At 49.9% G+C, this 13,383-nt stretch carries 10 protein-coding genes; 4 read left to right on the top strand and 6 right to left on the bottom strand.

What is annotated here, in order from left to right; translation table 11 throughout:
* Positions 1 to 406: 406 nt before the first annotated feature.
* Positions 407 to 1,639, top strand: coding sequence for an NAD(P)-dependent malic enzyme (locus tag T504_RS0107980; RefSeq protein ID WP_033170551.1), 1,233 nt, complete (start codon positions 407 to 409; stop codon positions 1,637 to 1,639).
* A gap of 67 nt (positions 1,640 to 1,706) precedes the next feature.
* Here the strand turns inward: T504_RS0107980 and T504_RS0107985 are convergent, their stop codons facing one another.
* From T504_RS0107985 to T504_RS0107995, 3 genes are all read right to left on the bottom strand, one after another.
* A complete protein-coding gene (locus tag T504_RS0107985) occupies positions 1,707 to 3,686 on the bottom strand; it encodes a methyl-accepting chemotaxis protein (protein WP_033170552.1) in 1,980 nt (659 codons plus the stop codon).
* Positions 3,687 to 3,867: 181 nt separating this feature from the next.
* Positions 3,868 to 6,297 (bottom strand): DNA gyrase subunit A, encoded by a 2,430-nt coding sequence (gene gyrA, locus T504_RS0107990; protein ID WP_033170553.1) that lies wholly within the window; start codon positions 6,295 to 6,297, stop codon positions 3,868 to 3,870.
* Positions 6,298 to 6,424: 127 nt separating this feature from the next.
* Positions 6,425 to 7,333 carry a Ppx/GppA phosphatase family protein gene (locus T504_RS0107995; protein WP_033170554.1) on the bottom strand — a complete coding sequence of 303 codons (909 nt, stop codon included), beginning with the start codon at positions 7,331 to 7,333 and terminating at the stop codon, positions 6,425 to 6,427.
* 348 nt (positions 7,334 to 7,681) lie between these two features.
* Here T504_RS0107995 and T504_RS0108000 point away from each other — a divergent pair, with 348 nt between their 5' ends.
* From T504_RS0108000 to T504_RS0108010, 3 genes are all read left to right on the top strand, one after another.
* Positions 7,682 to 8,272 carry an AAA family ATPase gene (locus T504_RS0108000; protein WP_033170555.1) on the top strand — a complete coding sequence of 197 codons (591 nt, stop codon included), beginning with the start codon at positions 7,682 to 7,684 and terminating at the stop codon, positions 8,270 to 8,272.
* A 170-nt stretch (positions 8,273 to 8,442) separates the two neighbouring features.
* Positions 8,443 to 9,336, top strand: a complete 894-nt coding sequence (locus tag T504_RS0108005) for a Fic family protein (RefSeq protein ID WP_033170556.1) — start codon at positions 8,443 to 8,445, stop codon at positions 9,334 to 9,336.
* Between the two features lie 100 nt (positions 9,337 to 9,436).
* Positions 9,437 to 10,657, top strand: coding sequence for a TadE/TadG family type IV pilus assembly protein (locus T504_RS0108010; RefSeq protein ID WP_033170557.1), 1,221 nt, complete (start codon positions 9,437 to 9,439; stop codon positions 10,655 to 10,657).
* Here the strand turns inward: T504_RS0108010 and T504_RS0108015 are convergent.
* Genes T504_RS0108015 through T504_RS0108025 form a run of 3 tightly spaced genes read right to left on the bottom strand, consistent with a single transcriptional unit; the run spans position 10,654 to position 13,380 of the window.
* A complete protein-coding gene (locus tag T504_RS0108015; protein ID WP_231473880.1) occupies positions 10,654 to 10,998 on the bottom strand; it encodes a DUF192 domain-containing protein in 345 nt (114 codons plus the stop codon). The genes T504_RS0108010 and T504_RS0108015 overlap by 4 nt on opposite strands.
* Positions 10,999 to 11,029: 31 nt before the next feature.
* The gene (locus tag T504_RS0108020) at positions 11,030 to 11,971 is read right to left on the bottom strand and encodes a type II secretion system F family protein (RefSeq protein ID WP_033170559.1); all 942 of its coding nucleotides are present in this window, start codon (positions 11,969 to 11,971) and stop codon (positions 11,030 to 11,032) included.
* Complete coding sequence (locus T504_RS0108025; RefSeq protein ID WP_033170560.1) at positions 11,971 to 13,380, bottom strand: CpaF family protein; 1,410 nt, start codon at positions 13,378 to 13,380, stop codon at positions 11,971 to 11,973. Before T504_RS0108025 ends, T504_RS0108020 begins: the two co-directional genes overlap by 1 nt.
* Positions 13,381 to 13,383 lie beyond the last annotated feature (3 nt).

Raw genomic sequence — 13,383 nt, forward strand, 5'->3', positions numbered from 1 at the left:
GGAAAACTCGCCACATCCTCAGCCGCCGCTAGGGGCAGTGCCATAAACGAAGCGTTTGATGTTTTTCGTGAAGAACGAAATTTTTATCCTCACCATTCGTCGAAAAATTGCTACCGTTCAAGCGAAGCGCGTTTTGCAACTTTTTCGATGCTTAATTAAAGATAAAAATTTCGTTTAGAAAAACATCTCCCGCGTAGTGTTGGCACTGCCCCTAGCGGCGGCGAAGAGTTGCTTCGAATGAGACCTGCAAACTGTAATTTCACAGCCCTTTTTTAGTCATAAAAAAAAACTATCCCCTTATGAAAAATCAATATTGGAAAAAAAAATCAAGGCTACTATAATTTATTCTGTAAAAATAACAATCAATTTCACTAAATTCCCCTAGAATAGAAAGGACGATTCCTTTATGGATAATATTAACGAACAGGCTTTGGCCTTACATAAAAAACATCAGGGAAAGCTCGAAGTAACGAGCAAAGTTGCCCTGAATCGTGCCGAGGATTTAACCTTGGCTTATTCTCCCGGCGTCGCTGCTCCCTGTCTTGAGATTCGCGATAACCCACAGAAAATCTACGATTATACCACGAAGGGCAATATGGTTGCCGTCGTGACCAACGGCACGGCGGTTTTAGGTCTCGGCAATATCGGCGCTGGTGCCGGTCTCCCCGTCATGGAAGGCAAGGCCGTCCTATTCAAAGGCTTTGCCGGCGTTGATGCCGTCCCCATCTGCCTGGATACCCAGGACCCCATGGAAGTGATCAAAGCCGTCCAGCTCATTGCACCGACCTTTGGCGGCATCAACCTCGAGGACATCAAAGCCCCGCAGTGCTTTGACATCGAAAAAGAACTGCGCAAGACACTGGATATCCCGGTCTTCCACGACGATCAGCACGGCACGGCCATTGTCGTCGTTTCGGCACTCATCAATGCCTTCAAGCTCACCGGCAAAACCTTTGCCGATGCCAAATTCGTCGTCAATGGTGCCGGTGCTGCCGGCCAGGCCATTACACGCCTTATTTACAGCGCTGGCGGCCGCAATATCATCCTCTGTGATTCCCGCGGCGCCATCTACGCCGGCCGGCCGAACGGCATGAATCCCTATAAGGAGGACATTGCCAAAATCACCAACCCGCAGAACGAGGCGGGCCCGCTTGAGTCCGTCATCCGCAAGGCTGACGTATTCATCGGCGTCTCCGTCGCTGGCTGTGTCACACAGGACATGGTGCGCACCATGAACCCCAATGCCATCGTCATGGGCATGGCAAACCCCGAACCGGAAATCCTGCCGAATCTTGCCAAAGAAGCCGGTGCCCGCATCGTCTGCACGGGCCGCAGCGATTATCCGAATCAGGTCAACAACCTCCTGGCCTTCCCAGGCATCTTCCGCGGCGCCCTCGACGTGCGCGCCAGCGAAATCAACGAGACGATGAAAGTCGCTGCCGCCAAGGCCATTGCCGACCTCATCCAGCCGGATCAGCTTGATGAAGATCACGTCATCACGAGCCCGTTCAACCCAGAAGTAGCACCGGCCGTTGCCGCCGCCGTGGCCCATGCCGCCCGCCAAACCGGCGTCGCCCGCAACCGCGACATGACGCCAGCCATGGTTGCCGAGCACACGCGTCAGCTGCTGGCGAAATAACCTCATAAAACGGCGTATGCCGGAAGCCAATGCTTCCAGCATACGCCGTTTTTGTATTCTCTCGCGATTAAATCTTGAACTTGCCCACGGCTTCCTGCATCTTGCCGGCCAACGTGGAAAGCGCCTGCGAAGCAGCTGCAATCTCTTCATTCGAGGCCGATTGTTCCTCCGTCGCCGAGGAAATCGTCTGCGTGTTATTCGCCGTCTTGTTGCTAACACTATCAATAGCATCAACAGCCGTGACAATCTGCTCTGCTCCTGCCGAAACCTTGCTGACCGCATCATTGATTTGTGCCATCTGCTGGTTGATGTCATCGACCTTCGTCATGATATCCTCGAACTGCTCGCCGACATCGCGAATGGCTTTCGTGCCCTGCGTCACTTCATTCGTGCCATTCTGCATCGACTCGACAGCCTGAGCCGTATCACTTTGAATCGACGAAATGCGCGCTTTTATCTGTTCAGCTGACTCCTGCGACTCAGCCGCCAGCTTCCTTACCTCTTCGGCAACGACCGCAAAGCCACGGCCCTGCTCGCCAGCCCGGGCTGCCTCAATCGCTGCATTGAGCGACAGCAGGTTCGTCTGCTGGGCAATCGAGGAAATAGCCTCGACAATCTGGCCGATCTGCTGCGAATTTTCGCCCAAGGCCTTAACGACAGCGGCTGACTCCATAACACTTTTCTCGATGGAACCCATCTTGCGGATAGCCTCTTCCATCAGCCCCGCGCCGCGTTTGGCTGCCTCAGCCGTATGCGTCGATGCGACCGTAACCTGTACGGCCCTTTCCGACATCAAATCGATATCGTGATAAACCCCATCGACACTCTGTTTTGCCTTTTCAACTTCGTCGAGCTGCTGGGCTACCTGAGCGCTGACATCACCGACATTTTCCGCTACATGCACCGCCGTATCCGCAGACTGCTGCGCATTGGCTGTCAGCTCCTCCGAAGAGGCCGCTACCTGTTCTGCCGTCGTCGCCATCTGCGAAATCAAATCGTGCAGATTCTTCTTCATCGTATTGAACGCACCAGTAAGCGAGCCAATCTCGTCGCTCGTTTCCACCGGCAGTTCCTTGATGCCGAGATTTCCTTTGGCCATCTCGGACGCATGGGCTTCCAGCGCCACCAGCGGACGCGTAATACGGCCAGCAAACTGGAAACATACGCCCAGTACCAGAATAAGTCCAACCACTGTCAGAAGCCCATATACGGTCTTGAGCGTCGTAACCGAAGCGAATACATAGTCATAAGGAACACTCATGGCCAACAGCCAGCCTGTACTCTCAACTTTTGTGTAACCACAAATCATCTTGCCATCGGTATTGCTATCATAAAAGAAATAGCCACTGCCATTTTTGATCATTTCTTCAAAATGCGTACCAATACCAGGCAGCTCCTGGAGTTTCGAACCGATATCGCCTGGTCCGCCATTACCCAGGATTATACCTTTTTCATCCGTTACGATAGCCATACCAGCCTCATCGTGATATTTCAACTTCTTGACCGTATCATCCACCACGGCCAAATCAATATCCGTACAAAGCGCACCGTAGAACTGTCCATCCTTTTTGAAAGGAGCTACGGCCGAAACCACCAGCTTACCGGTGTTTTTATCGATATACGGTTCGGTAAATACCATCTTACCAGCCTTTTTGACATTGTTATACCAATCACGCGTACGCGGATCGAGTTTCCCCGTGCTCTTGTTCTGGGTGCGGTAGGAAGCAAAATAGCCATCTTCCATACCGATGTTCAAATCCAGGATTTCATTGTCTGAAGCCCCCAAAGCCAGCGAAGCAATGCTCTGCAGCCTTTCCTCATCGCCATTGAACTCCGTCATCAAATCCGCTGCATACTGCGCCGAACTTCCCTTTTGCAACAACCAGCCATTCATCTTATAGGAAGCCTGTCCCACGGTGGCAGAAAGTTCCTGCTCCACAGCCTGTTCGAGATTCTTATCGGCGGTATAAAACCCAATAACCGATATTACGGCCATCAAGACACCGACAACACCAGCCAATACGTAAAATTTTTGTCTTATCCCCATACTTACCACCCTCTCTTCCTTATCTTACTGTCCACAACGGACAAAATTTCCCTATGGCCAATACTTCGACACCCTGCGGAAAAATCCTTGTTACTGTAAAAAAATTCGCAATATTGTTTTACAACAAAAAGAGCAAGCTCCTAAAAAGCCTGCTCTTTTATGCGCAACAATCTATTTCTTGTCAATCGTTTTTCTGATCCATCGTAGCCATCGAAGCGACCTTATCATTCTCAGCCGTGCTCATGAGCTTAACGCCCTGCGTGTTGCGGCTGATAACGGAGATATCTTCGACATTGGTGCGGATGACAATACCATCCGTCGTAATCAGCATGAGCTCCTGGTCCGGACGAACGACTTTGATGCCGATGACATAGCCCGTCTTATCCGTAACCTTCATGTTGATGAGGCCCTTGCCGCCGCGCGTCTGGCTGCGGTATTCATCGGTCGGCGTACGCTTGCCATAGCCGCCCTCCGTTACCGTCAAGACCTCAGCATTGTGCGTGAGGATATCCATGCCGACGACCTCGTCGCCCATGCCCAGGCTGATCCCCTTGACACCGCGAGCCGTACGGCCCATAGCGCGGACATCGTCCTCGGAGAAGGCAATCGCCTTACCGCTCTTGGTACCGAGCATCAGATAGCTTTCGCCATCGGTGAACTTAACGCCAATCAGGTCGTCATCGTCATCAAGGTTGATGGCGATGAGGCCAACCTTGCGCATGTTGCTGAACTCGGACAAGCTGGTCTTCTTGACGATACCCTTGCGCGTTGCCATGAAGAGATAGCGATCCGGATCGAAGCCCTTGACCTGGATGACAGCCGTAATCTTCTCGCCCTGTTCAAGCTGCAGCAGGTTGATTATCGCCGTACCCTTTGCCTGACGGCTTGCTTCGGCGATCTCGTAGGCCTTCAGATGGTATACACGGCCGCGGGTCGTGAAGAACAGGATAGTGTGATGCGTCGTCGTGATGAGCATATTCTCGACGAAGTCCTCTTCCTTCGTTCCCATCCCCTTGATACCCTTGCCCCCGCGGTTCTGGCGGCGATAGGTATCGAGCGGCATGCGCTTGATGTAGTTGTTATGCGTGAGCGTGATGACGACGTCTTCCTCAGCGATAAGGTCTTCCACATCGATTTCCGACGTGTCAATCGTAAGCTTCGTGCGGCGTTCATCCCCGTATTTCTCTTTGACTGCCGTGAGCTCATCCTTGATGATGGCCAGGATGCGCTGCTCATCGGCGAGGATTGCCTTGTACTCCTCGATTGCCTTCAAGACTTCCTGATATTCTTCCTGAATCTTGTCGCGTTCGAGACCGGTCAGGCGCTGCAGACGCAAATCCAGGATTGCCTGTGCCTGCTTCTCGCTTAACTTGAAGCCCGACATAAGTGCTTCACGGGCAATATCGGCCGTACGGCTCTCGCGGATGGTCGTGATGACTGCATCGAGATGATCGAGAGCAATCGTCAAGCCTTCGAGGATATGAGCCCGAGCCTCAGCTTTCGCCAGCTCGTATTTCGTCCGGCGGGTGATTACATCTTCCTGATGTTTGATGTAATAGTGCAGAACCTGCTTGAGGTTGAGTACCTGCGGCTTGCCATCGACGAGCGCCAGCATGATGACACCGAAGCTGTCCTGCAGCTGCGTGTGCTTGTAAAGCTGGTTCAAGATGACATTCGGGTTGGAATCCTTGCGCAGATCGACGACGACACGCATACCATTGCGGTCCGATTCATCGCGCAGGTCCGTGATGCCCTCAATCTGCTTATCGCGGACGAGTTGAGCGATCTTCTCGACCAGACGGGCCTTGTTGACCTGATACGGCAACTCCGTGACGATAATGCGCGGCTTGCCATTCGACATCGTCTCAATATGAGCATTGGCGCGCATCTTGATGATGCCGCGGCCCGTCGTATACGCCTGCCGGATTCCCTCGGAACCGAGGATAAGACCGGCCGTCGGGAAATCCGGTCCCTTGATGACCGTCATGAGTTCCTCAACCGTAGCATCCGGATTGTCGATAAGCATCAGCGTGCCATCGATGACCTCGCTCATGTTATGCGGCGGAATATTCGTCGCCATACCGACGGCGATACCCGAAGTACCATTTACGAGCAGCTGCGGGAACTTCGCCGGCAGAACCGACGGCTCCTTCATCGACTCATCGTAGTTCGGTACGAATTCCACCGTATCCTTGTCGATATCCTGCAGCATGAGCTCCGAAATCTTCGACATACGGACCTCGGTGTAACGCATAGCAGCTGCCGGGTCGCCATCGACTGAACCGAAGTTGCCGTGGCCATCAGCGAGCATATAGCGCATCGAGAAATCCTGAGCCATGCGCACGATAGCATCATAGACGGAGGAATCACCATGCGGATGATACTTACCGAGAACTTCGCCGACGATACGAGCCGATTTCTTGTACGGTTTATTGGAACCCATACCGGCTTCCTGCATCGCATAAAGGATGCGGCGATGTACCGGCTTCAGGCCGTCACGGACATCTGGCAAGGCACGGGCAACGATGACGCTCATCGCATAATCGATGTAGCAATTCTTCATTTCGTGTTCCAGATTGACCGGGACTATCTTTCCATGACCAAAATCCACAATCTCACCTCAAAACAAATATTACTTCCTTACAAAAACAAAGCCCAGCCGTATGAGCAGCCGGGCCCTTGAATTATCAATTCATACTGTCTTATTTTACCATAGATTCGCCAAAAAAGCCAATGAATCAGCGGCCAATAATCTGATCGTAAATATAGCCTTCCCGAACCCCTGAATCACTGTAGGTAATCACCTTTGCCTTGAACCTGCGCGCCAGCACATCGGCAATGACGAGCCCTGGGATAATCGTATGCATACGGTCTGGTACGGCCCGCATCAGTGCGATAGTCATTTCCTGGGTCATCTCATGGTCACTGACGAAATTCCCGATAATCGTCCGCAGGCGCTTCGTCTCCATGCGGGTATTGGCGGCCGGTTGATTGAACAAGATATTATAAAGCGCCGAGGCTCCCTTGACCGTTCCACCAATACCGGCAATGCCATCCACCTGAGTATCAGCAAACGCATCAGCCGACGCTATAATCTCTTCTGCCGCAGCCCGCATCGCCATACACTCGGTAAGCGTTGGCAGCAGCCCCTTTACATATTGGGTGCGAAAAGCTAACGACCCGATGGGCAAACTGGTTTTATGCTCAATCTTGCGCTGGCGATAAGTGACAATCTCCGTGCTGCCACCACCGATATCAATCAACAGTCCATCTTCCGACTGCAGCGTTCGCGTCGCCCCGATGAAATCAAATGTCGCTTCCTCGTCTCCCGTAATGACCCGGATTGTAAGACCTGTCCGTTCTTCAATTTGACGGACAGCCTCCTGGCTGTTCTTGGCATTGCGAAGCGCCGCCGTCGTAAAGGCAGAAACATTCGTAATCCGGAAAAGTTCCAGAAATGACTTGAACTCCTCCAAAATTTCCACGGCCTTATCGATGCCCTGCTGCTGCATGACCCCCTCGCGCAAGTAACCTGCCAGTCCCACAGTATGCTTTTTCTTTAGCAGCATCTCAATATGACTGCCCTCAATCAGATAAATTGCCATGCGTACCGTATTCGAGCCAATATCTATGATTCCGTGAAGCATTTTCATTCGTCTCCTATCATCTTGGTTCTCTTTACCAGCGGGATGTATACTTGTAAATTTTCTTAATTGTAGTAATTCGCCATACAAAACCGTTTCCCTTTCCCCATACCGACAAAATTTTCACCAGAAATTTCCCAAAGCCCCCTATTGAAATCACTTTGCAAATGTTGTATTATAGTCATGGGAGAACACCTACATATTGTATATGTGGGTGTAGGCAGAAGGTATAGAGGCGGCAAAAGCGGGAACGTTCGGTTGTTCCCGCTTTTGTATTGCCCGCACCTATGCTAAAATAGAGACGGATTTCAATTACCAAAAAATATTTGGAACAGTAAGGATGCAGATATTATGACGAATAGGATTTATGCACTTGTCGGTCCTCATGCAGCGGGCAAGTCTACCATGGCTTCCAAACTCATAGCTATGGGAATTCATTTCATCCCCACGTATACCACTTACGCTTTTCCCGAACGCGGAAGGGCCGGTAAAAAGTTTGCGCAACTCTATCGCAGCGTAAGCCGCGAACAATTCAACCAGCTGGATTTGGTTATACAATTCACCCACAAAGGCGATTCCTACGGCATTCGCAAGAATGATATTCTCGATTCGCTCAAAGACCACCAAATCAGTGTCATGATTCTTGAAGTCAACGGCATTAAACAGCTCACCAAGCTCATCCGGAAAAAACTTGCTACGATCTATCTCATGGCCGATTATATGACCTTAGTAGACCGCATGTTAAACGACGGCTATACCAATGACGAAATAAAATATCACCTCCAATATGCCGAAAACAACAAGGAATTCGACAGTTGGAAAATCACCGACCATGTCATCAAGAACACCGGTGAACCCGACCAGGCGCTTATCCAGCTCCTGTCCATCATGGGCCTCACCACCGTCGTACCGCAAAAGGACTTCGACGCCATGATAAAATAAATCGTAATCCCAAACCGTCAGCTTCCAGCTGGCGGTTTTTCTATACCAGCTATAGCCAAGCACAATATCTAGCGGTATAATGATATTGCCGACATCGGCAATATATATATTGTTTTTTTCTTTAATTTATTGATTATATTTTGCCGCTAATGGCAAGAAAGGAAATTTCCATGACTTATCTATCCGTACAAGAAGTTGCGGAAAAATGGGGACTTTCGACGCGCAGCGTGCGTAATTACTGCACCACCGGCCGCATTACCGGCGCTTTTCAAACTGGCCGCAACTGGAATATCCCTGCTGATGCTCAGCCACCGCACCGCAAACCACGTACAACGACAAAGTCGCGTACCCTATTGCCCGTACTTCGGCAAGAAAAAGCCCATCAGCAAAAAGGCGGAATCTACCACCGAATACAGATTGACCTTACTTACAACTCGAATCATATCGAAGGCAGCCACCTTTCCCATGATGAAACGCGCTATATCTATGAGACAAATACCATTGGCCAAACAGCCAATAAAAGCATTAATGTCAACGATATCGTTGAAACCATGAATCACTTTCGCTGTATCGACAGAATCATTGACACCGCCGAGAATCGCCTTACCGAAAAACTGATAAAAGAACTTCATCGTCAGCTCAAAAACGGTACCTCGGACAGCCGGCAAGATTGGTTTGCTGTCGGAGACTACAAAAAACTTCCCAATGAAGTAGGTGGTAAACCAACCTGTCCGCCCGAAGATGTAGCCATCAAGATAAAAGCACTGCTAAAATGGTACAACGAGCAAAAAGAGGTATCTTTCGATGACCTATTGGAATTCCATTATCGCTTTGAACAGATTCATCCGTTCCAGGATGGCAACGGCCGCATCGGTCGCCTGCTTTTATTTAAAGAATGCCTGCATCATAAAATCGTGCCTTTCATCATAACTGACCAGCTAAAACTCTTTTATTATCGAGGACTCTCCAACTGGAAAACGGAAAAAGGATGGCTCCGCGATACCTGTCTTACCGCACAGGATGCCTTCAAAAAACATCTAGAATATTTTCGTATTTCGTATTAAAAATTACCCTTTTTCTCTTTAAAAAAACAGAGAAAAAGGGTAAAATATTATGCAGGGATAAGTATTATTTCCCCAAAAATATAAGGGAAGAGGTTGGCTTATGTTTGCAAAATATCTACACCAAAAAGGCGCTATTTTAGCATTGACTGCTTTGATATTTCCCCTGCTGATTGCCTTTACAGGAATCGCTATTGATTTCGGCAATGTTTACCTCCACAAATCCATTCTGCAAAACTCGGCGGATGCGGCCGCTTTGGGTGGTGCAAAAATGAGACTAAACGGGAAATTCGATAAAAACACCGCCGATAAAAAGGCAAAATCGCTAATCAATGACAATCAAAAATACGCCCTGAGTGAGGATCCCTATCTTGCCGTAAAAAAAAGCAAAAGCAATCCCAAAAAGACGCAGTATTATGTCGTCAAGCTCACCGAAAAAGTGCCGATGATATTCCTGCGGTATTTTAATTTCGACTTCATGGAAATATCCGCTCATGCCAATGCGAAAATCTACACCGATAGCACCTCGCCAACCTTGCCGCTATTCAACAATCTGGTCACCTTTGAAAATACCTTTTACGTGGTCAATTCCAACCAGAAGAAATTCAACGGTGATATCATCCATACCAACCGAAATGCATCGGTATACGTGCAGGGCGACATCGTAAACGGAACGGAAATGTCACAGCTTCACTCCTCCGATGGCAAAGCCTGGAATCCGAGCGGTGACCAATATTATAACGGCAATCTAGCCATATCGCTGGATGACTCCAAAAATAAAACGCTTCGCGACTATATCGAAGCGCTAAAAAATGACAGCAACACCAAAAAGATATCGATGCAAAATGACATCCACTCCCAAACGCTTCATGCCTCGGACCTGACCTCAAAGGTAACCTTTGTCTATGGCAGCGGCGATGGCGATAAAATCGTCAGCCGCATCGAACTGGATGGGCCGATTGACTCCGACCCCAATGCCACGCACATCCTCATCATTACCAAGGGAACCGGCAATCTGATTGTCAAAAAAAATATCAACTGCAAATTAATCTACATTAACCTCAGCTATGATAATTTTGCCATTGAAACGGATAGCAGCTCCGATACCACGCTGCATGCTACTATTTATGCCCCGAATGCTGGCGAATTGAACTGGAACCCTCAGGGAATTAACTTTTACGGTTCCCTGGCTTCGCGAAATGTAAAAATCCAATCCTCCAGCCGAACCTTTACGCATGAATCCCCCGACATTTCCGGCGGCAATAGCGGCACCGCGGAATCCGATGTATCCCTAGCTGATGACAGTGATGTCGACTGGAATTAATCCACCGGACGAAACACCATATCTTTCCCGATGCCCTGCCGTTTTATTTCACCTGCGGGAAGTTCAAGCACTGCCCATGCTTTAAAACAGCAGGAAAGACCAATCCAGGGAAGAATATTTTCTACCGTTTTTAATACTCGGTAATTTTTATCCAGATAGACGACATCGATTTTAAACCGCATAAAGCACATGTGGATACTGTTGCAGGGAGCGATTAAAAGACCTGTTCCATTCGCTATTCGTTTCCTCCCCATAAGCCCTAAAAAACGCCGAAAAAAAGAATCCGCTACTTCGATTTGAAGGTACGGATTCTTTTTATTTTCAGCGCCCGTTACTTGCAAGGATACTATCTTCATATCGAGCACTTCTTTCCTACAAATTTTTCATCAAATTCAACAGGGATGGTATCAAGGCCACGACAAACAACGCCGGGAAGATAAAGAGTACCAGCGGAAAGATAATCTTTACCGGTGCCTTCATGGCCTCAGCCTTTACATACTGCCGCCGCCGTTCCCGAATATTATCGGCCTGATTCTTGAGGGTCTTGCCCATACTCGTACCCAATCGTTCCGCCTGAATAAGTGATGTCATAAACAGCGAGACATCCTGTACCTTACAGCGGCTGGCAACATTGTGCATAGCGGTCCGCCGCACCATTCCCATGCGAATATCTTCCTGCATTCGCTGGCATTCCTCCACAAAGGGCCCCTTCATGCGGTCGATAATCTTGCGCATTGACGCGTCAAACGATAGTCCTGCCTGGACGCTGACACAAAGGAGATCGAGAACTTCCGGCAACTGATGCTGAATGGCGGCCTGCCGTTTTTGAATCATGATGTTCAAAAACACCACAGGCATAACGCCGCCCATAAAACTGCCGAAAATCAAAAACATCACTTTTTGAATCAGCGCATAATGCGCGTTCCAAGTCATCAGAAATACCAGCGCAAACATAGCGGCCATTCCCAACAAACACGAAAAGACGAACTCATTGACCGTCCATTCCTTTGACTTACCGGCCATGGCTATCTTTGCGGCAATGATTTCCGAAAGCTCTTTGGGGGCCAAACGCGATATCGATTGGGCGATGGCCTGCTTCAGCGGCTTAACCACGCGCGTCGCAAACGGGATATCTTTAAGCGTCCGCCGCTTGCCCGCCAGTTTTTTCTCTGCGGTTCCCGGTATATGGGTATGGTCCTGCATACTTAGGATGCGCTGATGAATCTTCGACTGCGGACGGATCTTTTTTTCAATCAGGCCATACAATAACAGGAATACTACCAAGGATAACGATATAGCGAAAATAGCAACCATCAGCCAAACACACTCCTGTTATACGTTTCGTCACTGCCGCCATCGGGCATGAAGAAATCCTCGGGAATTTCCACTCCATTAAGCTCAAATTTATCGAGGAACCCCGGCTGCAGGCCTGTCGGCACGAAATGGCCAATGGCCTTGCCGTTCTCGTCAAAACCAGTCTGCTCATAGCGGAAGATATCCTGCGTCGTAATCGTATTGTCTTCCATGTGCTGGACTTCCGTTATATACGTAATCTTGCGGCTGCCATCACGGATGCGCGACTGCTGAATGATGAGGTCGATAGCCGAGGAAATCTGCTCGCGGATAGCGCGCACAGGAAGTTCCAGTCCACTCATAAGCACCATGGTTTCCAGACGCGACAAGGCATCGCGCGGACTATTGGCATGAGCCGTCGTCAGCGAACCATCATGACCGGTATTCATCGCCTGCAGCATGTCGAGCGCCTCGCCGCTTCGTACCTCACCGACGATAATGCGATCCGGACGCATGCGCAGGGCATTGCGCACCAAATCGCGAATCGTAATCTGCCCCTTGCCCTCGATATTGGCCGGCCGTGACTCGAGCGTCACGACATGCTCCTGCTGGAGCCGCAGCTCGGCAGCATCCTCGATGGTGACAATACGCTCCCGTTCGGGGATAAAGGAGGAGATGACATTGAGCGTCGTGGTTTTACCAGAGCCGGTACCGCCGGATACCAGAATATTGATGCGCGCCCGGACACAGGCTCGCAAGAACGTGGCCATCTTCTCATCCATTGTACCAAAGGAAATCAGATTCTCCACCGACAAAGGCTTTTTCGAGAATTTACGGATCGTGATAGCCGGCCCCACCAAGGACAGCGGCGGAATGATGATGTTGACACGCGAACCATCCTCGAGTCGGGCATCAACTAGTGGCGATGACTCATCAATACGGCGGCCGAGCGGCGTCAAAATTCGCTCGATGATATTCATCAGATGGGCGTTGTCATGGAATTTCACATCGGTATATTCGAGCTTACCCAACCGCTCGACAAATACCTTTTTCGGACCATTTACCATTACCTCCGTAATGGAATCATCATCCAAAAGCGACTGGATAGGACCGAGCCCTAACATCTCATCCTGAATGTCCTCGATGAGGTGTTTTACCTCGCCGCGCGAAACGGCAAAGGGTTCTTCCTCCATGACTTCCTGACAGTATTTGCTGATGACCGTTTCTACTTGATGCGTATCCTGATTTACCGAGGAAAGCACCCGTTGTTCGTCCGGAGTCATTTCCTCGACAATCCGCTGATGGATACGATGCTTGATATTCTGGTAGGAAGCTTCCTCCGCCATATCCTGATTCTCCTCATGCGCGGAGAAAATCATCACCTGCCTGTTTTTCCCATCCATGCGCCCCAGACGCGTAAGCAATGACATCGT

This window comes from Selenomonas sp. ND2010, assembly GCF_000702005.1.
Taxonomy (GTDB): domain Bacteria; phylum Bacillota; class Negativicutes; order Selenomonadales; family Selenomonadaceae; genus Selenomonas_A.